This is a genomic window from Pseudomonas sp. LY-1 (assembly GCF_053502595.1).
In genome coordinates, this window is record NZ_CP094353.1 from 805,019 (window position 1) to 827,434 (window position 22,416).

The following is a 22,416-nucleotide window of genomic DNA, read 5'->3' on the forward strand; positions in this document are numbered from 1 at the left end:
ACGTTCCTGCAACATCTTCTGTCACACCCCCACAAGCCTTCTGTAACCCTGTGCTAATATCGCGCCCCTGTTCATTTTGTATGTGGGTTGCTCCATGAAGTTGTCCATGCCGCGATTCGATCAAGCCCCTGTCTTGGTGGTCGGCGATGTCATGCTCGACCGTTACTGGCATGGCGGAACCTCACGGATTTCCCCTGAGGCGCCGGTACCGGTAGTCAAGGTCGAGCAAATCGAAGACCGTCCAGGTGGCGCTGCCAACGTTGCCCTCAATATTGCCGCCCTCGGCGCCCCTGCCTCCCTGGTGGGTGTGACCGGCGACGACGAAGCCGCCGACAGCCTGGCCAACAGCCTGCGCGGTGCCGGCGTGCGCGCGCTGTTCCAGCGCATCGCCCATCAGCCGACCATCGTCAAGCTGCGGGTCATGAGCCGTCACCAGCAATTGCTGCGCATCGATTTCGAAGAACCCTTCGCCACCGACGCCCTGGCCCTCAGCGCGCAGGTCGATGAGTTGCTCGAAGGCATCAAGGTGCTGGTGTTGTCCGACTACGGCAAAGGCGCGCTGAAGAACCACCAGATGCTGATCCAGGCCGCCAAGGCCCGCAATATTCCGGTGCTGGCCGATCCCAAGGGCAAGGACTTCTCGATTTATCGCGGCGCCAGCCTGATCACGCCGAACCTCAGCGAGTTCGAAGCCATCGTCGGCGGTTGCGCCGATGAGCACGAATTGGTGAGCAAGGGCGCGACGCTGATGGCCGAACTGGACCTGGGCGCCTTGCTGGTGACCCGTGGCGAGCACGGCATGACCTTGCTGCGCCCGGGCTATGCGGCGATGCACCTGCCGGCGCGTGCGCGTGAAGTGTTCGACGTCACCGGCGCCGGCGACACCGTGATTTCCACCCTGGCCGCCTCCATCGCGGCCGGCGAGGAATTGCCCCACGCCGTGGCCCTGGCCAACCTGGCGGCGGGCATCGTGGTCGGCAAGCTCGGCACCGCCGCGATCAGCGCGCCCGAACTGCGCCGTGCGATCCAGCGTTCCGAAGGCTCCGAGCGTGGGGTGTTGAGTCTCGAGCAATTGCTGCTGGCGATTGACGACGCGCGCGCCCACAACGAAAGCATTGTGTTCACCAATGGCTGTTTCGACATCCTGCATGCCGGTCATGTGACCTACCTGGAACAGGCGCGCGCCCAAGGCGATCGCCTGATCGTCGCGGTCAATGACGATGCGTCGGTCAGCCGCCTGAAAGGTCCGGGCCGCCCGATCAACAGTGTCGACCGACGCATGGCGGTCCTGGCCGGCCTGGGTGCGGTGGATTGGGTGATCAGCTTCCCCGAAGCCACCCCGGAAAACCTGCTGGCCCAGGTCAAGCCCGATGTGCTGGTCAAGGGCGGCGACTATTCCGTCGACCAGGTGGTCGGCGCCGACATCGTCAGCGCCTACGGCGGCAAGGTCAAAGTGCTGGGGTTGGTTGAGAACAGCTCGACGACCGCGATCGTGGAAAAAATCCGCAATCACGAATAAGGCCCGCGGCCGTAGGAGCGGGCCTGCTCGCGCCTACGGTCTGGCCTTCTTTGGCACGATCTTGCGCAACATCTGCCGCGCCTTGCCGGTCAGGCGCTTGAGCTTCGACTCTTTCTCCGGGACGGCCAGGCCTTGCTGCCTGAGCCAATCCTTCCAACGAATCCGCTCGTCGCGCACCACCCAGCCGTCCTGCTGGGCGAAGCTCTCCGCCAGGTACAAACCCCGCGTGCTCGCCGGGTACAGCTGATCTTTCTTGACGGTATACAGTTCGGCGAGCGGCTGCCCGTCCTTCAAGGGCATCAGGTACAGGTCCGGGCGCTGGCGGTCCAGGCGCGCGACCAGTTGATCGCCTTCGAGTCGCTCATCCACATGGAACAAGCTCAAGGATTTGGCTTCCTTGGGCACCTCCAGGCGCAAGTCATAAATCAATTGCAGCGAGGCCGTAGGCAAGTGGACGTAGGCCCGTGGGCGCTCGATCAGTTGCGTGGTCGCGCAGCGCACCGGGCGGGCCGCGCCGGACAAGGGGCTCAAGCGAAACGGCAAGGCTTCGCGGTAGTGCAGCGCGGCAGAGTAGGGCGCCGGCAGCCAGGTGTCGTTGAAGCGCCCGCTGAGCCAGCCTTCGGGCGTCTCCAGCAGGCACTCTTCGGCGATTTCCTGGATGGCGGTGTGCAGCGGCAGGTTCAGCTCATGGGCGGGGACATAGCCGGAAATCAGCTTGAGTACCACGTCGCCACGGTCCTGGCGGCGTTGGCGCACCAGCACCCAGTAATCCTTGTTTTGCCAATGCAGGGTCAAACGCACCGACACGCCGAGGTTGGCCAGCTCGAGGGCGAAACGCTCCGGGTCTGTCACTTCTACCGGCTTGCGCCGTTGCAGGGTCTGGGCAAAGTTGAGCGGCATGCCGACGCTCTGGTAGCTCAGGCCTTCGGGGGTGGCTTCGACATGCAGTGGCAGAGTCTTGAAGTTGCTGGGGTTTTTTCTTATGAGCGTTCGCGACATGTCGGCTCCTTCTTACGTCGGGGCGGCCGCGTCGGCGGCATCAGAGTTGACGAATGACCTGGGCAGCGGTCGCCACGTTGTGAGCCAGGTGCAGCGGATTAATGGTCCCGACAATAGCACTGGCGACACCCGTTTGCGCAAACAACAACATGAAACTGGCACGTATGGGGTCCATTCCCGGTTCCAGGCAGACGTGGCCGCTGGCGAGGGCTTTTTTCACCAGGATGCCTTTGCCATGGGCGGCCGCATAATCAATGACGGCTTTCTCGGCCTGTTCGTTCAGATTGTAGGTGACCATTGCGCAATCGCCCTGTTCCAGAGCCTTCACGCCGCCTTCGACGGTTTTGCCGGAGAAGCCGAAACCGCGGATTTTGCCCTCTCGTTTCAAGTCCGCGAGGGTCTGGTACACCTCGCAGTCGTTGAGAATGTGCAGGTCGTTGCCGTCGGAATGCACCAGCACCAGGTCGATAAAGTCGGTTTCCAGTCGTTTCAGGCTGCGTTCGATCGACATCCGGGTATGGGCCGCGCTGAAATCGTGACGGGACACGCCGTTGTCGAATTCTTCGCCGACCTTGCTGACAATCACCCACTCGTTGCGCTGGCCCCGCAACAGCGGCCCCAGGCGTTCTTCGCTGCGGCCATAGGCCGGCGCGGTATCGATCAGGTTGATGCCCAATTGACGGGCCTGGCGCAGCAGCAGGCGCGCTTCGTCGTCATCGGGAATCTGGAAGCCGCTGGGGTATTTCACCCCTTGGTCGCGACCGAGCTTGACGGTGCCCAGGCCCAGCGGCGACACCAGCAGGCCGGTACTGCCCAGCGGGCGGTGCAGGTCGTGCAGGGTGGGCAGGCTCATGGCAACAGTTGCTCCCAGGCCGGTTGGCCGATGGCGGGTTTGGGCAGCTCGGGCAGCGGGGTGGCAGGCCCGGGTTGGATGCCATCGCGTTCGAGGACGTGGAACACCCGGTCGGCGAAGTCCGGCGCCAGGGCCAGCTTGGTCGGCCAGCCCACGAGCAGGCGGCCCTGTTCGGCGAGGAAGGCGTTGTCGGGGCGAGTCAGGCCCGATTGCAGCGGCTCGGCCCGTTCGACGCGCAGGGTGGCCCATTCGGTGTGGCTCATGTCGATCCACGGCAGCAGAAGCGCCAACTCGTGCTGCGCGGTGGCGATCTGTTCCTGTGGCGTGCGTGCTACGCCGTCGGCCTCGGCGATGTCGCCGCCCATGTACCACACCCAGTTGCCATCGGCGGCCGGGTGTGTGGTCACGGTGAGGCGCGGTTTGGTGCCGCCGCCCAGGCAGTGGGCGTACAGCGGTTTCAGGCCTGGGCCTTTGGCGATGATCATGTGCAGCGCACGCTTTTGCATGGCCGGCTCGCTCAGGCCCAGAGCGGCGAGCAGATCGGCAGTGCCGCCGCCGGCGCTCAAGACGATGCGCTGGGCGCGGATCTCGCGGCCGTCGACTTTCAGACCGACCAGTGCGTCGTTTTCCCGCAGCGGTTCGATGTGTTGTCCGGCGAGCAAACCATCGCCGGCCAACTGCGCCAGGCGTCCGATCAGGCTCGGCACGTCGACCACCAATTCCGACAGGCGATAGACCTTGCCCTTGAAGCGGCGGTCCTGCAGGGCTGGCGGCAGGGCGTCGCCCTTGACCTGATCGACGCGGCCGCGCACGGCCTTGCTGGCGAAGAAGCTGGTGAGGTTGCCGGCGAGCGTGCCGGGGGACCACAGGTAATGGGCTTCGGAGAGCAGGCGCACGCCGGTCAGGTCCAGTTCGCCGTGACCGGCCAGGGCCTCACGCCAGCGCCGCGGCATATCGGCAATCGCTTCGGAGGCGCCGGTGAGCGCACCGTGCAGCGCGTATTTCGCACCGCCGTGAATGATGCCTTGGGACTTCACGCTTTGCCCGCCTCCCAGGGTGGCGTTTTCCACCACCACCGTGGAAAACCCCTGGCGGCGCAGGCGCGCATTCAGCCAGAGGCCGGCAACTCCGGCGCCGACGATCAGAACGTCGGTGGAAATAACGGATGGCATGGGCAACCTCAGTGTTCAAATCAAGGTGCCAAGTATACAGACTCAACGAATGGATCTTTGCGCGGGATCAATATTGACGCGTGAGGTCAGTGCCCCGCCGTTTTCGAGAACAGTTGAATCACCACCACGCCCAACACAATCAAGCCCATCCCCAGCATTGCCGGCAGATCGAGCTTCTGCCCATAGATGAACAGTGCCGCGACGCTGACCATCACGATGCCCATCCCTGCCCACACGGCATACGCCACGCCGACCGGCACTGTACGCACCACCAGGGTCAGCATCCAGAACGCCACGCCGTAGCCGACGATCACCAGCAGCAGTGGGATCGGTGTGCTCCAGCCCTTGATGGCTTTCATGGAAACGGTGGCGATGACTTCCGAGCAGATGGCGATGGCCAGGTAGTAGTAGGCAGGGGTCATGGTGCGGTCCTCGGTGTGTAGCGCGCTGGATAAGGTCGGCATTCTAGAGGCTCGTCAGATGGGGTAAAGTCATTACCTATCCGAATTAAAGATGGGTTGTGCCATGAATGTGCAGTGGAACCTGGAACAGATGCGCCTGTTCGTCAGCGTCGCCGAGCAGCGTTCTTTTTCGGCGGTAGCGCGTCAGCAGCGCAAGGCTCAGTCGGCGGTCAGCAACGGGATCGCCTTGCTGGAAGCGGACCTGGGCGTCAGCCTGTTCGAACGAAGCAGCGGCCGCCAGCCGCGCTTGACTGAAGCCGGCACGGTGCTGCTCGAAGAGGCTCGGGAAGTGCTGCGCCAGTGCGAACGCCTCAATGGCCGCGCACTGTCGTTGGTGCGCGGCGAAGAAGCCTGCCTGCGCCTGGCCCAGGATGAAGCGATGCTGTACCAGCCGGTCCTCGACAGTCTCGACGCCCTGGCCGGCCAGTTTCCCAACCTCGAGGTGCAGCTTTCCAGCGCTGCCCAGGGCGATGTCGCACGCAAACTGGTGGAGCGCAGGGCCGACCTGGGCATGTTGTTCTATCACGATCAAATCCCCGAAGCGCTGGAGCGGCGGGTCGTCGGCAGTGTGGAAATGGTCACGGTGTGCGGGCGCCGCCATCCGCTGGCGGCGCAGCAAACCGTGGACTGCCAGGGGTTGGCGCAGTATCGCCAGTTGCTGATGTCGACCCAGACCAGCGTCTACCCCGGCAGCGAGGCCGCCAGCCCGCAGGTGTGGCGCGCCGACAGCTTCTACGTGCTGGCCGAATGGCTTATCCGTGGCCTGGGTTGGGCCTGGTTGCCCCGGCATGTGGTGCAATACCCCGCGTACCAGAACCAAATGGTCGAACTCGACAGCGAATGGACCCCGCCGGCGCTTGTGGTCGAGCTGGTGTGGCGCCGCGATGAACCCCTGGGCCCTGCCGCGCGCTTTCTCGCCGAACGTTTTGCCGAGTGCTTGCAGGCGATCGATTGAAAAAGCCGATAAACTCCGCCGCCATGAATAGAACTCTCTACAGCTGTCTGTTTTACCTGGCGCTGCCGTTGGTGGCTTTACGTCTATGGCTGCGCGCGCGCAAGGCGCCGGCCTACGCCAAGCGCGTGGGCGAGCGCTTTTCCTACGGCTTGCCGCGGATGCAACCGGGCGGGATCTGGGTGCATGCGGTGTCGGTGGGCGAAAGCATCGCCGCCGCGCCGATGATCCGTGGCCTGCTGGAGCGTTATCCGCAGTTGCCGATGACGGTCACCTGCATGACGCCCACCGGCTCCGAGCGTATCCAGGCATTGTTCGCCGATGAACCGCGCGTCCAGCATTGCTACTTGCCCTATGACTTGCCCTGCGCGGCCAAGCGTTTTCTCGATCGTGTCCAGCCGAAACTGGCCGTGATCATGGAGACCGAGCTGTGGCCCAACCACATCCACGCCTGCGCCCAGCGCGGGATTCCGGTGGCGCTGGCCAATGCACGCTTGTCGGCGCGTTCGGCCAAGGGCTACGCACGTTTTGCCAGACTGACGGCGCCGATGCTGGCAGAAATGAGTCTGATCGCCGTGCAGACCGAGACTGAGGCCGAGCGTTTCCGCAGCCTGGGTGCGCGTGCGGACACGGTGCAGGTGACCGGCTCGATCAAGTTCGACCTGACCATCGACCCGCAACTGCTGGCGCGCGCGGCCGCGTTGCGCGAACAGTGGGGCGCCGGCGAGCGTCCGGTGTGGATCGCGGCGAGTACCCACGAGGGCGAAGATGAGGTGGTGCTGGCGGCCCATCGTCAACTGCTCGCCAGCTATCCCAATGCGCTGCTGATTCTGGTGCCGCGCCATCAGGAACGCTTCGGCCCGATGTTTGAGCTGTGCCAGCGACAAGGGTTCGCCACGGTGCGTCGCTCCAGCGGCGAGCCGGTCACCGCGCACACCGCCGTGTTGCTCGGCGACACCATGGGCGAGTTGCTGTTTTTGTATGCCTTGGCCGACAGCGCGTTGGTGGGTGGCAGCCTGGTCGCGACCGGCGGGCACAACCCGCTGGAACCGGCGGCGTTGGGCAAGCCGGTGATCATGGGGCCACACCGGTTCAACTTCCTCGAAATCAGCGCAATGCTGCGCGACGCCGGGGCGTTGCGTGAGGTGGATGATGCCGAAGGTTTGGCCGAGGCCGTGCGGCAGCTGTTCGAGCTACCGCAGGATGCCCAGCGGATGGCGCAGGCGGGGCTTAAGGTGATGCAGGCCAACCAGGGCGCTTTGAAGCGATTGTTGGATGGCCTTGATCGCCTGATGACTCACTGACGCAATGCCGATCCAAATGTGGGAGGGAGCAAGCCCCTTCCCACATTGGTTCTGTGGTGCGATCAATAACCCGGGCGGGCCTTGAGCTGCTCGGCGGCGGCCTTGGCCAGGTCCGGCGGCAGGAAGTCGCGGTCCGGGTTGTAGTCGGCCTTGAGATAGCGCGTCAGGTCTTGCAGGTCCCCAGGGTTCAACGTGCCGGCTGCCTGCTTCAAGCGCAGGTTGTCGAGGATGTAGTCGTAGCGGCTGTTGTTGTAGTTGCGCACCGACGCATAGAGCTGGCGCTGGGCGTCGAGCACGTCGACGATATTGCGCGTACCCACCTGATAACCGATTTCCGTGGCTTCCACCGCGCTCTGGTTGGAGATGATCGACTGGCGGCGTGCCTGCACCTGCTCCACGTCGGTGTTGACCGCGCGATGCAGGTTGCGTGTGTTTTCCACCACCTGGCGGCGCAGGCTTTCGCGTTGCTGCTCGGTCTGGCCCAGGCGCGAGTACGATTCGCGCACTTGCGAGCTGGTCAGGCCACCGCTGTACAGCGGGATATTCAGGCGCAGGCCAATAGTGCGTTGCGAGACATCGCCGCCATAAGGCGTGCCGAAGGCATTCGGGTTACTGAAGCCGAGCGCGTCGTTATCGCCCTTTTCATACTGCGCCACGGCGTCCAGGGTCGGCGCATGCCCGGCCTTGCGCTGCTTGAGGGTTTCCTCGGCGGCGGTGACGGCGTAGTTGCTGGCGAGCAGGTTCAGGTTCTGGCGGCCGGCGGTTTCGACCCAGGCCTTGGCGTCGTTCGGCAGCGGCGGCAGCACCGGCAGTGTATGCACAATGCCCTGGATCGAATTGTATTGACGGTTGGTCAGCGCGATCAGTGCTTCGAACGCGTCGTCCACCTGGCGTTGCGCGACGATCCGGTTGGCCCGCGCGGTGTCGTAGCTGGCCTGGGATTGCAGCACATCGGTCTTGTCCGACAGGCCCACGTCGAAGCGTTCGTTGGACTGGTCCAGTTGGCGCTTGAAGGCGTTTTCTTCGGCCTTGGTGGAGGCCAGGTTGTCCTGGGCGCGCAGCACGGCGAAGTAGTTCTCGGCGCTTTGCAGGATCAGGTTCTGTTCGGTGGCTGAAAGTTGCAGCGCAGCCTGTTCGTTGACGGCTTCGGCGGCTTGCAGCTGGAACCAGCGGTCGGCGCGGAACAGCGGCTGGCTCAAGGTCGCACGCCAGGAATGCGCGTCGCGGTTGGCGGTGGCGGCCGGGGTGTCGATCTGGGTGCGCGAATTGTTGATATCGGCACCGGCCGACAGGTTGGGCAGCAAGCCGGCGCGGGCCTGGGGCACCACTTCTTTCTGCGCACCGTACTGGGCGCGGGCGGCGGCCAGGTCGGCGTTGTTGTCCACCGCTTCCTGGTAGACGCTGACCAGGTCGGTTCGGGCGGACAAGGGCGCTTCAGCTGCCCAGACCATTCCGTTGGTCGCACAAGACACGGCGAGAGCCAGTGAGAGTTTGCGCAGCATGAATTGATCCCTAGGTTTAATATTACGATGATAATTTAACGCCCAAGGCTACGGTTGGCCATTCCTGGCGTCAAGCGTCGGGGCAGTCACCGAGTGTAGTGGTGGTTACACGGCGCAACAATCCTGCAATTGCGCCATTCATCACGCTGAATGCTCCGTTATTGGCAATTTGCCCTCACCCTGTCTAGACTGGCCGGGTTCTTGTCGGGGTGCCTTGTTGGAAGGCTGAGATCGGTAAATACCGGATCCCGTTGAACCTGATCAGGTTAACGCCTGCGTAGGGAACAAGATTTCTCGTCACCCGGCGAGTCCTCTTGTGCTTTGTCCGGGATGTTGTTCGACCTTCGAACAACCCTCGAGTACCCAGCACAGCACTGCTTCCAGTGCGTCCATCCGCCACAGGTTCGCTCCGACAAAAATCCACCGCCTGGATAGTTGGAGAGCCCGTGATGAGTACAACACCAAAAAATACCGTGCATTTGAGTGAATCGGCCAAGGTCGACTCCGGCTCCGTGCAACCGTTTACCCGCTCGCAGAAAATCTACGTGCAAGGCACTCGTCCGGACATCCGCGTGCCGATGCGTGAAATCAGCCTCGACGTCACCCCCACCGATTTCGGCGGTGAGATCAACGCCCCCGTGGTGGTCTACGACACCTCCGGCCCCTACACCGACCCCAACGTCATCATCGATGTGCGCAAGGGCCTGGGCGATGTGCGCTCGCCGTGGATCGAGTCGCGTGGCGACACCGAACGCCTGTCGGGCCTGAGCTCGCACTTCGGCCAGCAACGCCTGACCGATGCCGAACTGACTGCGCTGCGCTTCGCCCATGTGAAGAACCCGCGCCGCGCCAAGGCCGGTGCCAACGTCACGCAGATGCACTATGCGCGCAAAGGCATCATCACCGCCGAGATGGAATACGTCGCCATCCGCGAAAACATGAAGCTCGAAGAAGCCCGCGCCAGCGGCCTGCTCGACCAGCAACACGCCGGCTACAGCTTCGGCGCCAGCGTGCCGAAGATCATCACCCCGGAATTCGTGCGCGAAGAAATCGCCCGCGGCCGCGCGATCATCCCGGCCAACATCAACCACACCGAACTGGAACCGATGATCATCGGCCGTAACTTCCTGGTGAAGATCAACGGCAACATCGGCAACAGCGCCCTGGGTTCGTCCATCGAAGAAGAAGTGGCGAAACTGACCTGGGGCATTCGCTGGGGCTCGGACACGGTGATGGACCTGTCCACCGGCAAACACATCCACGAAACCCGCGAGTGGATCATCCGCAACTCGCCGGTGCCGATCGGTACGGTGCCGATCTACCAGGCCCTGGAGAAAGTCGGCGGCGCCGCTGAAGACCTGACCTGGGAGCTGTTCCGCGACACCCTGATCGAACAGGCCGAGCAGGGCGTCGACTACTTCACCATCCACGCCGGCGTGCTGCTGCGCTACGTGCCGCTGACCGCCAAGCGCGTTACCGGCATCGTCTCCCGCGGCGGCTCGATCATGGCCAAGTGGTGCCTGGCGCACCACAAAGAGAACTTCACCTACACGCATTTCGACGAAATCTGCGAAATCATGAAGGCCTATGACGTCAGCTTCTCCTTAGGCGACGGTTTGCGCCCGGGTTCGATCGCCGACGCCAACGACGCCGCGCAATTCGGCGAGCTGGAAACCCTCGGCGAGCTGACCAAGATCGCCTGGAAGCACGACGTGCAAACCATGATCGAAGGCCCCGGCCACGTGCCGATGCAGCTGATCAAGGAGAACATGGACAAGCAGCTCGAATGCTGCGACGAGGCGCCGTTCTACACCCTCGGCCCGCTGACCACCGACATCGCGCCGGGCTACGACCACATCACCTCCGGCATCGGTGCGGCGATGATCGGTTGGTTCGGTTGCGCCATGCTCTGCTACGTCACACCCAAGGAACACCTGGGCCTGCCGAACAAGGATGACGTGAAGACCGGGATCATCACTTACAAGATCGCCGCCCATGCAGCCGATCTCGCGAAAGGTCATCCGGGCGCGCAGATCCGCGATAACGCACTGAGCAAGGCACGCTTCGAGTTCCGTTGGGAAGACCAGTTCAACCTCGGCCTCGACCCGGACACCGCGCGTTCGTATCACGACGAAACGCTGCCGAAGGACTCGGCCAAGGTCGCGCATTTCTGCTCGATGTGCGGACCGAAGTTCTGCTCGATGAAAATCACCCAGGAAGTGCGTGAGTACGCGGCCAACCAGCGCATCGATGCGGTGGATGTGGAGGTGGCCAAGGGCTTGGCCGAGCAGGCGGAGCGGTTCAAGCAGGAAGGCAGCCAGCTCTACAAGAAGGTCTGACCCGAGGTTGTAGGCGCTTTCAAGGGCCTTATCGGGGGCCAGCCCCCTCCCACATTTTGAATTGTGAACACATTCAAGTGTGGGAGGGGGCTTGCCCCCGATAACAATCTTTCAAACAACAAATGCCCCTCAGAGATTCCATCCTTGAGCATTCAACCCAGCACCTATTCCCCTGACATCGCAGTGCCGACGAACAAACGCGTCTTCGGCGCCCGCGACCTCTTCTCCCTGTGGTTCTCCCTCGGCATCGGCCTGATGGTCCTGCAAACCGGCGCGCTGCTCGCGCCCGGCCTGGGCCTGGCCGGTGGGTTGCTGGCGATTTTCCTCGGCACCCTGGTCGGCGTGCTGCTGCTCGCCGCTGTCGGCGTGATCGGCAGCGACACCGGGCTGTCCGCCATGGCCGCGCTCAAGCTCAGCCTCGGCGCCAAAGGCGCGAGCCTGCCGGCATTGTTGAACCTGCTGCAACTGATCGGTTGGGGCGCGTTTGAAATCATCGTCATGCGCGATGCCGCCAGCCTGTTGGGCGCGCGGGCCTTCAGCGACGCCAGCCTGTTGGCCAGCCCGATGCTGTGGACCCTGTTTTTCGGTGGCCTGGCGACCTTGCTGGCGGTCAGCGGCCCGCTGACGTTCGTGCGCCAGATCCTGCGTAAATGGGGCATCTGGCTGCTGCTCGCGGCCTGCCTGTGGCTGACCTGGAACCTGTTCGCCAAAGCCGATCTCGCCACGCTATGGGCCCAGGCCGGTGACGGTTCGATGCCCTTCGCGGTGGGGTTTGATATCGCCATCGCCATGCCGCTGTCGTGGTTGCCGCTGATCGCCGATTATTCGCGCTTCGGCAAACGTGCGAAAAGCGTGTTCGGCGGCACGGCGCTGGGCTTTTTTATCGGTAATTTCTGGCTGATGAGCCTGGGCGTGGCCTACACCCTGGCGTTTGCGCCGAGCGGTGAAGTCAACGCGCTGTTGCTGGCGCTGGCCGGCGCGGGGCTGGGGATTCCGTTGTTGCTGATCCTGTTGGATGAGTCGGAAAACGCCTTTGCCGATATTCACTCGGCGGCCGTCTCCAGTGGGATTCTGTTGCACCTGAAGGTCGAGCACCTGGCCTTGGCCATCGGTGTGCTCTGCACGTTGATCGCCTGCTTTGCTCCGTTGGCGCAGTACCAGAACTTTCTGCTGTTGATCGGTTCGGTATTCGCGCCGCTGTTTGGCGTGGTGCTGGTCGATCATTTCATCCTGCGCCGCCGCGGCCAGGGCGCGCTCGCCACGCTACGCTGGACGGCGCTGCTGGCCTGGCTGGGCGGCATCGGCACCTACCACTTGCTGGCCAACCTGTATCCGGATATCGGCGCGACCCTGCCGGCACTGGCGCTGGCAGGGCTGTTGCAGTTCATCCTCGGGCGCGCCTTCAGCTGCGCGCGGGCACCAGCTCAGGCTTGATGATGCCTTCCAGGCGCGAGTAAGGAATCTGCAGCTCGATGTGGCCCAGGGCATACGGCGCGATCGTGGTGGTGGGGTACTTGAGGGTCACGCTGCCGGAGGTCAGCGCCACGTTCGGGGTTTTCTGGAACGGGTAGCGCTTGACGAACTCCGGCTCCAGGCTCAGGCGGGTGCTGATCAGCCAGCTGTTGTGCGCCACCTGGGCGGCCTTCCAGAATGCTTCTTCCTTGCCGGGCAGCAGCATGTCGCTCAGCGACAGGGCTTTTTGCTGCGGGCGCGAATAGTTGATGAAGGCGCGGCCCGGTTCGCCGTGGGTGGCGCCCTGGTCCAGGTAGCTGGACAGCTCGATGATCACCAAGCCGTCATGCTGTTCGCGTACCTTGGCCTGCAAGTACATGCTGTTGCGTGGCGCGGCGGTGCTCAGGAACTGCTCGCGGTACGTCGCCAGGCTCGACGGCAACGGGTCGCTCGACCGGGTGCGGGTCATTTCCAGCAGGCGTTGTTCGATCAGTGCGTCGAGCTTGGGCTCCTTGGCAAAATGCACGGTGTCGATATTCACCAGCGGGCAATCGGCGTTGGTGCAGTCCGGCTTGCTTTGCTCGCTGGCGTCGCGGGTGGCTTCCAGCGGGGTGCTGTAGTTCGGTTGGAACAGGCTCTGGCAGGCGCCGAGCGTCAAGGCGATACACGCCACGGAGGCGATTTTTAAAAGTGACATGTAGGGTCTTCGTCCGTCGATAAGAGCGAAATTCGTGGAGCTTCGACTACCGGCATGGCAGTCAGTTCGCCACTAAGCTCATTAGAGTGAGTTTGACGCCCGCCGTCTATCCCGGCAACCGTAAAGGGGCTGCGCCAACGGGCAGGAGCGCGTTAGGATGGCGCCAATTGCACGGGCATAACGAGGAAGGATATGACGGACATCGCGAAATCGACGCCGAGCACGATCGAGATTGTTCAGCGCGACAATGCCTATCAGGGTTTCTACAAGCTCGATCGCGTGCAACTGCGCCACGAAAAATTCGACGGCGGCATGAGCCGAGTGATCAACCGCGAGGTCTTCGTGCGGCATGACGCCGTGTGCGTGCTGCCCTACGACCCGCAGCGCGATGAAGTGGTGCTGATCGAACAGTTTCGCGTCGGCGCCATGGGCCGCGCCGCCAACCCGTGGCTGGTGGAAATGGTCGCCGGCCTGATCGACAAGGACGAACAACCGGAGGAGGTTGCACACCGCGAAGCCGAGGAGGAAGCTGGACTGACATTCTCCGCACTGTGGCCGATCACCCAATATTTCCCTTCGCCCGGCGGCAGTACCGAATTCGTCCACTTGTACCTGGGCCGTTGCGACAGTTCGGGCGCCGGTGGCGTCCATGGACTGGAAGAAGAGGCAGAAGATATCCGCGTCAGCACCTGGGCTTTCGAAGATGCCTTGCAAGCGGTGCGTGATGGTCGGATATCCAATGCGCCCAGCATTATTGCCTTGCAATGGCTAGCGCTCAATCGCGCGGAAGTGAGGGGGTTATGGCAGTAAAGGCACGGGAACGATACCGGGTTGACCTGATCGGGCTGCAAGCCGCCTGCGAGGCCAACTATGCGCGGCTGATGCGCCTGCTGCCGGACATGCGCCACACGCCCGAGGCACGGCGCATCGCCGTGACCCATGGCGACCAGATGCTCGGCGTGCTGACCCTGGAAGTCATCGTCAATTGCCCGTACACCACCACCCTGCGCGTGCGCCAGGAGCACAGCCTGCCATGGCTGCCGGTGCCGCAACTGGAAGTGCAGGTGTACCACGATGCGCGAATGGCCGAAGTCATCAGCGCCGAACATGCGCGACGCTTTCGCAGCATCTATCCTTACCCCAATGTGTTCATGCACCAGCCCGATGAGAAAGCACAGCTCAATGTGTTCCTCGGTGAATGGTTGAGTCACTGTCTGGCCCTGGGCCACGAGTTCGAAGTCGTGCGGTAGATGTGAACTGCATCTGCTTCCCTGGGTTTCCTCTTTGTGTCCTGCCCCAGCATAATCGCGCCATACGTCCATTCCTGTGATTGCCTTGGGAGAGCACCTTGCCCCGCGTACCCACCGTGACCCCCGATGCACCGGCAGTGCTGGTGCAACTGTCCGACAGCCATCTGTTTGCCGAGGCCGACGCCACGCTGGTGGGCATGAACACCCGTGAGAGCTTGCAACGGGTGATCGGCCTGGTGCGCGAGCAGCAGCCCCGGATCGACTTGCTGCTGGCCACGGGGGACTTGTCCCAGGACGGTACGCTGGCGTCCTATCAGCACTTCAGGGAGATGACCGCGCCCTTTGGCGTGCCGGCGCGCTGGATTCCCGGCAACCACGATGAGCCGCAGATCATGGCCCACGCCGCCCTGCACAGCGACCTGCTGGAGCCGGTGGTCGACGTCGGCAATTGGCGCATTACCCTGCTCGACTCCGCCGTACCCGGTTCGGTGCCGGGTTATCTGCAGGACAGCCAGCTGCAACTGCTGGCCCAAGCCTTGAGCGAAGCGCCGCACCGCCATCATCTGGTGTGTTTCCACCATCATCCGGTGCCCGTCGGCTGTGCGTGGATGGAACCCATCGGCCTGCGCAACCCCGAGGCACTGTTTGCCGTGCTGGACCGTTTCCCTCAGGTCCGGGCCTTGCTCTGGGGGCATGTACACCAGGAGATCGACCGCGAGCGCAACGGCGTGCGCCTGCTGGCGTCGCCGTCCACCTGCATCCAGTTCACGCCGGGCAGCGAGGACTTCAACGTCAGCACCGAGGCGCCGGGCTATCGCTGGCTGCGTCTGCATGCCGACGGGCGGTTGGAGACCGGGGTGGAGCGGGTCAAAGGCTTTGCCTTTACCGTGGATTACGCCAGCAACGGCTACTGAAGGTGGGAGGGGAAGACAGGGGACTCACCACTCCGATCCCTGTAAACTGCGCCTTTTTTGGCGCAAGCACGGAGAGCCCGGCATGTCCGCTTCGATCCTGTATATCCACGGTTTCAACAGCGCGCCTGCGTCGAACAAGGCCAGCCAGTTGATCCGCGTGATGGACACCCTCGGCTTGGCCGAACAACTGCGCGTGCCGGCCCTGCATCATCACCCTCGCCAGGCGATTCCTCAATTGGAGGCGGCCATCGCAGAACTGGGGCGGCCGCTGCTGGTCGGCAGCTCGCTCGGCGGCTACTATGCAACCTGTCTTGCCGAGCGCCATGGCCTCAAGGCGCTGCTGGTCAACCCGGCGGTCAGCCCCCATCGGATGTTCGACGGTTACCTGGGCACCCAGAAGAATCTCTATACCGATGAAACCTGGGAACTGACCCACGATCACGTCACGGCGTTGGCCGAGCTGGAAGTCCCGGCGCCCCAGGATGCCGCGCGTTATCAGGTGTGGTTGCAGACCGGGGACGAAACCCTGGATTATCGCCTCGCCCAGCAGTATTACCGGGCCTGTGCCTTGCGCATCCAGGCCGGTGGCGACCACGGTTACCAGGGGTTTGCCCGGCAGTTGCCGGCGTTGTTGAGCTTTGCCGGCATTGGCGCGGATCAGTATCAATCCTTCGATTTCTCGGCACTGTAATTGCCTTGGAAACCGCAGGTCACTTTTTAATCGAACGACTCACGACGAGACCCCATGGCCACTCCCAGCGCTAGCTCTTATAACGCCGACGCCATCGAAGTCCTCTCGGGCCTCGACCCGGTGCGCAAACGCCCCGGCATGTACACCGACACCAGTCGGCCGAACCACCTTGCCCAGGAAGTCATCGACAACAGCGTCGACGAAGCCTTGGCCGGGCACGCCAAGTCGGTGCATGTCATTCTCCACGCTGACCACTCCCTGGAAGTGTCCGACGACGGTCGCGGCATGCCGGTGGACATTCACCCGGAAGAGGGGGTGTCGGGCGTCGAGTTGATCCTCACCAAGCTGCACGCCGGCGGCAAGTTCTCCAACAAGAACTACCAGTTCTCCGGCGGCTTGCACGGTGTCGGTATTTCCGTGGTCAACGCCCTGTCGACGTTGGTGCGGGTGCGGGTCAAGCGCGACGGCAACGAATACGAGATGACCTTCGCCGATGGCTACAAAGCCACCGACCTGCAGGTGATCGGCACCGTTGGCAAGCGCAACACCGGCACCAGCGTGTACTTCGCCCCGGACCCGAAATACTTCGATTCGCCGAAATTCTCCGTCAGCCGCCTCAAGCATGTGCTCAAGGCCAAGGCCGTGTTGTGCCCGGGCCTGCTGGTCACCTTTGAAGACAAAGGCAGCGGCGAAAAGGTCGAGTGGCACTACGAAGACGGCCTGCGCTCCTACCTGGAAGACGCCGTCAGCGATTTCGAACGCCTGCCCAACGAGCCGTTCTGCGGCAGCCTGGCCGGGAACAAAGAAGCCGTCGACTGGGCGCTGCTGTGGCTGCCCGAAGGCGGCGACAGCGTGCAGGAAAGCTACGTCAACCTGATTCCCACCGCCCAGGGCGGCACCCACGTCAACGGCTTGCGCCAGGGCCTGCTCGACGCCATGCGCGAGTTCTGCGAATACCGCAGCCTGCTGCCGCGCGGCGTGAAGCTGGCGCCGGAAGACGTGTGGGAGCGCATTGCGTTCGTGCTGTCGATGAAAATGCAGGAGCCGCAATTCTCCGGCCAGACCAAAGAGCGTTTGTCGTCCCGCGAGGCGGCGGCGTTTGTCTCCGGTGTGGTCAAGGATGCGTTCAGCCTGTGGCTCAACGAGCACCCGGAATTGGGCCTGGCCCTGGCGGAACTGGCGATCAACAACGCCGGCCGTCGCCTCAAGGCCAGCAAGAAGGTCGAGCGTAAACGCATCACGGCGGGCCCGGCACTGCCGGGCAAGCTGGCCGATTGCGCCGGGCAGGACCCGATGCGCTCCGAGCTGTTCCTGGTGGAAGGTGACTCCGCCGGCGGTTCCGCCAAGCAAGCGCGGGACAAGGAATTCCAGGCGATCCTGCCGTTGCGCGGCAAGATCCTCAACACCTGGGAAGTCGACGGCAGCGAAGTCCTGGCCAGCCAGGAAGTGCACAACATCGCCGTGGCCATCGGCGTCGACCCCGGCGCGGCGGACATGAGCCAGTTGCGCTACGGCAAGATCTGCATCCTCGCCGACGCCGACTCCGACGGCCTGCACATCGCCACCTTGCTGTGCGCGCTGTTCGTGCAGCACTTCCGCCCGTTGGTGGACGCCGGTCACGTCTACGTCGCGATGCCGCCGCTGTACCGTATCGACCTGGGCAAGGAGATTTTCTACGCCCTCGACGAAGGCGAGCGCGATGGCATCCTCGACCGCCTGATCGCCGAGAAGAAACGCGGCAAGCCGCAGGTCACGCGATTCAAAGGCCTGGGTGAGATGAACCCGCCGCAACTGCGCGAAACCACCATGGACCCGAACACGCGGCGCCTGGTGCAGTTGACCCTGGACGACTTCGCTGCCACCTCGGAAATGATGGACATGCTGCTGGCGAAGAAACGCGCGCCGGACCGCAAGTCCTGGCTGGAGTCCAAGGGCAACCTCGCCGAGGTCCTGGGCTGATGCGTACAGGTTTCGCCCTGGCGATCCTGATGTTGAGCGGGTTGGCGGCCACCCAGGCGGTCGCCGCGCCCGTGGCTGAGCTCAAGCTGGTGTCCGAACACCCGGTGGACGGCATGCGCGGCGGTAACCTGTCGAGCCTGGCTTTGTGTGGCAACGCGTTGTGGGCGGTTTCCGACCGCGACGACGACCAGATCTACCGCCTGGATATCAGCGCGCCGACCTGGCAGGCCGAAACGGTCAAGCTCGACGTGCCGCCCGTGCCTGACTCCGGCCTGCCCTGGGGGCTGCGTTCGCGCACCAAGGCGGCGTCGCTGATTCGCGGCGGCGACCTGGATTTTGAAGGCATCAGTTGCGATGCCGCGGGTAACCGCTACGTGGTCAGCGAAGCCCATGCGGCGGTGCTGAAAGTGCCGGCGAGCGGTGCGCCCGAGTGGTTGAAGATTGCCCCCGGCATGGTGCGTGAAGCCCGCGCCAGCGGCATGTTGCTGCATTTCAATGCGTTGTTCGAAGGCCTCGCGGTGAACCCCGAGGGCAATCAGATCTGGCTGGCGGCGGAGCGTGAGCGGCGCGGGCTGATTTCCATCAAGCGCCAGCAAAGCGTGTGGGATTGCGCGGGGGCGTGCGTGCTGTTGAGCGAGGCCGGCCAGGAAGTGCAGCCGGCACAGTTTCCCAACGCCAAGGCGGTGTCCAAGGATTTTTCCGACCTGGCGCTGTTCAACGGTAAGTTGTTTACCCTGGAGCGCAATGCGTTCCAGATTTGTCGGCGCGATGCGGTCACGGCCAAGGTCGAGCTGTGCTGGTCGTTCGCCGACGAGACCCTGACGCCCGAACGGCGCTACGCCCAGCCTTATGGCCTGGCCGAAGCCCTGGTGCTGGATGCAGACGGTGCCTGGTTGGGCATCGATAGTAATTTCGGCGCCCGCGCCGATGGCGAAAAACGCCCGGTGGTCTATCGTTTCGCCGCCCCCGCCGGTGGCTGGAGCGCCCAGCCATGAGCCACCCCTGTTTTGAATTGACCCGGTGCCGCGGCATTTCCGCTGCGCCTTACCAAACAATGATGAGGCCCGCATGAGTGACATCCTCGCAGACAGCTTAGACGGCGTAGAACGCCGGTCGCTGGCTGACTTCACCGAAAATGCCTACCTCAACTACTCCATGTACGTGATCATGGATCGTGCCTTGCCGCATATCGGCGACGGCCTGAAGCCCGTACAACGGCGCATCATCTACGCCATGAGTGAGTTGGGCCTGGACGCTGATTCCAAGCACAAGAAGTCGGCGCGTACCGTCGGTGACGTGCTCGGTAAGTTCCACCCCCACGGCGACTCGGCCTGCTATGAAGCCATGGTGCTGATGGCCCAGCCGTTCAGCTACCGCTACACGCTGGTGGATGGCCAGGGGAACTGGGGTGCGCCGGATGATCCCAAGTCTTTCGCGGCCATGCGTTACACCGAGGCGCGCCTGTCGCGTTATTCGGAAGTGCTGCTCAGCGAACTGGGCCAGGGCACCGCGAACTGGGGCCCGAACTTCGACGGCACCCTCGACGAGCCCCTGGTGTTGCCGGCACGTTTGCCGAACATCCTGCTCAATGGCACCACCGGCATCGCCGTCGGCATGGCCACCGACGTACCGCCGCACAACCTGCGGGAAGTCGCCACGGCCTGCGTGCGCTTGCTCGATGAACCCAAAGCCACGGTCGAGCAGCTCTGCGAGCACATCCAGGGCCCGGATTACCCGACCGAAGCGGAAATCATCACGCCGCGCGCCGACCTGCTGAAAATGTACGAAACCGGCAAGGGCTCGGTGCGTATGCGCGCCGTGTACCACGTCGAAGACGGCGACATCATCGTCACCGCGTTGCCGCATCAAGTGTCCGGCGCCAAGGTGCTGGAACAGATCGCCGCGCTGATGCAGGCCAAACCGTCGAAATTGCCGCAGGTCGCTGACCTGCGCGACGAGTCCGACCACGAAAACCCGTGCCGCATCGTGATTATTCCGACCAACAGCCGGGTCGACCATGAAGTGCTGATGCAGCATCTGTTCGCCAGCACGGACTTGGAGTCCAGCTACCGGGTCAACATCAACATCATCGGCCTGGACGGCAAGCCGCAGCTGAAGAACCTGCGCAATCTGCTGGTGGAGTGGCTGGAGTTCCGCGTCCAGACCGTGCGTCGTCGCCTGCAGTTCCGCCTGGACAAGGTCGAGCGCCGCCTGCACCTGTTGGACGGCTTGCTGATTGCCTACCTCAACCTGGATGAAGTGATCCACATCATCCGTACCGCCGAGCACCCGAAAGCCGAGCTGATCGCGCGTTTCGAGCTGAGCGAGATCCAGGCCGACTACATCCTCGACACCCGCTTGCGTCAGTTGGCGCGACTGGAAGAAATGAAGCTGCGCGACGAACAGGACGCGTTGCTCAAGGAGCAAGCCAAGCTGCAAGCCCTGCTGGGCAGCGAAACCAAGCTCAAGAAGCTGGTGCGCAGCGAGCTGATCAAAGACGCCGAGACCTATGGCGACGACCGCCGTTCGCCGATCGTTGAGCGCGCCGAAGCGAAAGCGCTGACAGAAACCGAGCTGCTGCCAAACGAGAAAATTACTGTCGTTCTGTCGGAAAAGGGTTGGGTCCGTTCCGCCAAGGGGCATGATATCGATGCGACCGGCTTGTCGTACAAGGCTGGCGACGGCTTCAAGACCGCCGCCGCCGGGCGGTCCAACCAGTTTGCGGTGTTTATCGACTCCACCGGGCGCAGTTACTCGGTGCCGGCCCACACCTTGCCGTCTGCGCGCGGGCAGGGCGAGCCGTTGACCGGGCGCCTGACGCCGCCACCGGGGGCGAGTTTCGAATGCGTGCTGCTGCCGGACGACGACTCGCTGTATGTGATCGCCTCCGACGCGGGTTACGGCTTTGTGGTCAAGGGTGAAGACCTGCAGGCCAAGAACAAAGCCGGTAAAGCACTGTTGAGCCTGCCGAATAACGCCAAGGTGATCCTGCCGCGGCCGGTGGACGATCGCGAGGGTAATTGGCTGGCGTCGGTGACCACGGAAGGGCGTTTGCTGGTGTTCAAGATCAGCGACCTGCCGCAGTTGGGCAAAGGCAAAGGCAACAAGATCATTGGTATTCCCGGCGAGCGGGTGGCCAGTCGCGAAGAGTACGTGACAGACATCGCAGTGATCCCGGAAGGTTCTACCCTGGTGCTCCAGGCCGGCAAGCGCACGTTGTCGCTGCGCCCTGACGACCTTGAGCACTACAAGGGCGAGCGTGGCCGACGCGGTAATAAACTGCCTCGTGGCTTCCAGCGCGTGGATGCTTTACTGGTGGAAACGCCGGTTTAGCGCGGATTAGAGCTCTTGATCTACGATTTAACGCGTAGATCGACGCTTTCGCGCTGGAGTCATGGCGCATATTCACGGATGATATGGCCTTTCCAGCGCCGGCGTGGCCGAGCGTGTTTAGGTTATTTTTAGTATTACATTGTGGTTTGCCTTGTGGCAGCCGCCTGGATGGGATGATGACTGCTCCACGCCTTCCTTTTATTTTTATGCTCGCTGGCCTTCTGGGGTTGGCGGGTTGCAGCACGCACCAGCCGGTGTCGCTGTACCAGCTGGACAGCGGAAGTCCCGCTCAGCCAGCTCAATCCGCCGGCATGGCCGTCTTGCTCGGCCCGGTCGTCGTCGCTGACTACCTGCAACGCGAAACATTGCTGCAACGTCAGAACGACGGCAGCCTGCAAGGTTCCACCGATGGTCGTTGGGCGGGCAGTTTGTCGTCCGACATCAATCAACTGATGTTGCGCCAGGTGGCGGGTCAGTTGGACAGTCAGCGTGTGGTCCTGGCGCCTGCGCCCGCCGGTTTTTCCCCGGATGTGCAGGTGTTGCTGACCATTACCCGACTCGACTCCGGCACCTCGCAACCGGCGATCCTCGATGCGCAATGGCGCTTGATCGACCGCCGCGGCCAGGTGCGTGATAGCCGCATCGTGCATCTGCAGGAAGAGCATGCCGGCACCACGGCGTCCCAGGTCCAGGCCCAGGGCGTGCTGTTGCAGCATCTGGCGCAGCAGTTGTCGGTGGCCCTCAAGCCATTGGCCAACCAGCCACCAGTCGCCGAGGCGCCGCGCAAGCAAGCGCCGGTACAGGCCAAACCGGCGGCTCCAGGGAAACCGAAAATGCCGATGGCTACGCCGATCCGCACGGATATGGAAGTGTTCAGGTTCTGATCTGAATGGCTCCAACCCAAAAGGCCCGCTTATTCAGCGGGCCTTTTTGTTTGTGCGCGTTTTACTTGAGGCTTGTGGCGTCCAAATGTGGGAGGGGGCTTGCCCCCGATGACGGCGTGTCAGTCAAAACGGCGG

19 protein-coding genes and 1 riboswitch are annotated in these 22,416 nt (G+C 63.2%); of the genes, 13 read left to right on the top strand and 6 right to left on the bottom strand.

Going from position 1 to position 22,416, the window contains the following annotated elements:
* Positions 1–94: 94 nt before the first annotated feature.
* The gene (gene hldE, locus MOQ67_RS03535) at positions 95–1,519 is read left to right on the top strand and encodes a bifunctional D-glycero-beta-D-manno-heptose-7-phosphate kinase/D-glycero-beta-D-manno-heptose 1-phosphate adenylyltransferase HldE (protein WP_026140386.1); all 1,425 of its coding nucleotides are present in this window, start codon (positions 95–97) and stop codon (positions 1,517–1,519) included.
* Between the two features lie 33 nt (positions 1,520–1,552).
* On the opposite strand, the gene MOQ67_RS03540 is transcribed toward hldE, so the two are convergent.
* From MOQ67_RS03540 to MOQ67_RS03555, 4 genes are all read right to left on the bottom strand, one after another.
* The gene (locus MOQ67_RS03540) at positions 1,553–2,518 is read right to left on the bottom strand and encodes a hypothetical protein (protein WP_017849789.1); all 966 of its coding nucleotides are present in this window, start codon (positions 2,516–2,518) and stop codon (positions 1,553–1,555) included.
* 40 nt (positions 2,519–2,558) lie between these two features.
* Positions 2,559–3,371 (bottom strand): aldo/keto reductase, encoded by an 813-nt coding sequence (locus tag MOQ67_RS03545; protein WP_017849788.1) that lies wholly within the window; start codon positions 3,369–3,371, stop codon positions 2,559–2,561.
* A complete protein-coding gene (locus tag MOQ67_RS03550) occupies positions 3,368–4,543 on the bottom strand; it encodes an NAD(P)/FAD-dependent oxidoreductase (protein ID WP_198717396.1) in 1,176 nt (391 codons plus the stop codon). Before MOQ67_RS03550 ends, MOQ67_RS03545 begins: the two co-directional genes overlap by 4 nt.
* An 86-nt stretch (positions 4,544–4,629) precedes the next feature.
* A complete protein-coding gene (locus tag MOQ67_RS03555; protein ID WP_026140385.1) occupies positions 4,630–4,965 on the bottom strand; it encodes a DMT family transporter in 336 nt (111 codons plus the stop codon).
* Positions 4,966–5,068: 103 nt separating this feature from the next.
* On the opposite strand from MOQ67_RS03555, the gene MOQ67_RS03560 reads away from it, so the two are divergent.
* Positions 5,069–5,959, top strand: a complete 891-nt coding sequence (locus MOQ67_RS03560) for a LysR family transcriptional regulator (RefSeq protein ID WP_017849785.1) — start codon at positions 5,069–5,071, stop codon at positions 5,957–5,959.
* Between the two features lie 23 nt (positions 5,960–5,982).
* Positions 5,983–7,260 (top strand): lipid IV(A) 3-deoxy-D-manno-octulosonic acid transferase, encoded by a 1,278-nt coding sequence (gene waaA / locus MOQ67_RS03565; RefSeq protein WP_198717395.1) that lies wholly within the window; start codon positions 5,983–5,985, stop codon positions 7,258–7,260.
* A gap of 62 nt (positions 7,261–7,322) precedes the next feature.
* Here waaA and MOQ67_RS03570 read toward each other — a convergent pair whose 3' ends face one another.
* A complete protein-coding gene (locus MOQ67_RS03570; protein WP_017849783.1) occupies positions 7,323–8,762 on the bottom strand; it encodes a TolC family outer membrane protein in 1,440 nt (479 codons plus the stop codon).
* 195 nt (positions 8,763–8,957) lie between these two features.
* Positions 8,958–9,063, top strand: a riboswitch (TPP riboswitch).
* 148 nt (positions 9,064–9,211) lie between these two features.
* On the opposite strand from MOQ67_RS03570, the gene thiC reads away from it, so the two are divergent.
* Complete coding sequence (gene thiC / locus MOQ67_RS03575; protein WP_017849782.1) at positions 9,212–11,101, top strand: phosphomethylpyrimidine synthase ThiC; 1,890 nt, start codon at positions 9,212–9,214, stop codon at positions 11,099–11,101.
* Between the two features lie 144 nt (positions 11,102–11,245).
* Entirely contained in the window at positions 11,246–12,535 is a 1,290-nt protein-coding gene (gene cytX, locus MOQ67_RS03580) for a putative hydroxymethylpyrimidine transporter CytX (protein WP_198717394.1), read from the top strand.
* Here cytX and MOQ67_RS03585 read toward each other — a convergent pair.
* Entirely contained in the window at positions 12,504–13,250 is a 747-nt protein-coding gene (locus tag MOQ67_RS03585) for an RsiV family protein (protein WP_198717393.1), read from the bottom strand. The two genes, cytX and MOQ67_RS03585, sit on opposite strands and share 32 nt — an antisense overlap.
* A 192-nt stretch (positions 13,251–13,442) precedes the next feature.
* On the opposite strand from MOQ67_RS03585, the gene MOQ67_RS03590 reads away from it, so the two are divergent.
* From MOQ67_RS03590 to MOQ67_RS03625, 8 genes are all read left to right on the top strand, one after another.
* Positions 13,443–14,060, top strand: a complete 618-nt coding sequence (locus MOQ67_RS03590) for an NUDIX domain-containing protein (protein WP_017849779.1) — start codon at positions 13,443–13,445, stop codon at positions 14,058–14,060.
* Positions 14,051–14,500 (top strand): DUF1249 domain-containing protein, encoded by a 450-nt coding sequence (locus MOQ67_RS03595; protein WP_003209507.1) that lies wholly within the window; start codon positions 14,051–14,053, stop codon positions 14,498–14,500. Before MOQ67_RS03590 ends, MOQ67_RS03595 begins: the two co-directional genes overlap by 10 nt.
* Before the next feature lie 98 nt (positions 14,501–14,598).
* Positions 14,599–15,414, top strand: coding sequence for a 3',5'-cyclic-AMP phosphodiesterase (cpdA, locus tag MOQ67_RS03600; RefSeq protein ID WP_017849778.1), 816 nt, complete (start codon positions 14,599–14,601; stop codon positions 15,412–15,414).
* 82 nt (positions 15,415–15,496) lie between these two features.
* Positions 15,497–16,105, top strand: a complete 609-nt coding sequence (locus MOQ67_RS03605; protein ID WP_046490732.1) for a YqiA/YcfP family alpha/beta fold hydrolase — start codon at positions 15,497–15,499, stop codon at positions 16,103–16,105.
* Positions 16,106–16,159: 54 nt separating this feature from the next.
* A complete protein-coding gene (parE, locus tag MOQ67_RS03610; protein ID WP_046384916.1) occupies positions 16,160–18,064 on the top strand; it encodes a DNA topoisomerase IV subunit B in 1,905 nt (634 codons plus the stop codon).
* Positions 18,064–19,059 carry an esterase-like activity of phytase family protein gene (locus MOQ67_RS03615; protein WP_104904055.1) on the top strand — a complete coding sequence of 332 codons (996 nt, stop codon included), beginning with the start codon at positions 18,064–18,066 and terminating at the stop codon, positions 19,057–19,059. Before parE ends, MOQ67_RS03615 begins: the two co-directional genes overlap by 1 nt.
* Positions 19,060–19,132: 73 nt before the next feature.
* Positions 19,133–21,397 (top strand): DNA topoisomerase IV subunit A, encoded by a 2,265-nt coding sequence (gene parC, locus MOQ67_RS03620; protein WP_017849774.1) that lies wholly within the window; start codon positions 19,133–19,135, stop codon positions 21,395–21,397.
* Between the two features lie 173 nt (positions 21,398–21,570).
* A complete protein-coding gene (locus MOQ67_RS03625) occupies positions 21,571–22,281 on the top strand; it encodes a PqiC family protein (RefSeq protein WP_026140384.1) in 711 nt (236 codons plus the stop codon).
* Positions 22,282–22,416: the final 135 nt, after the last annotated feature.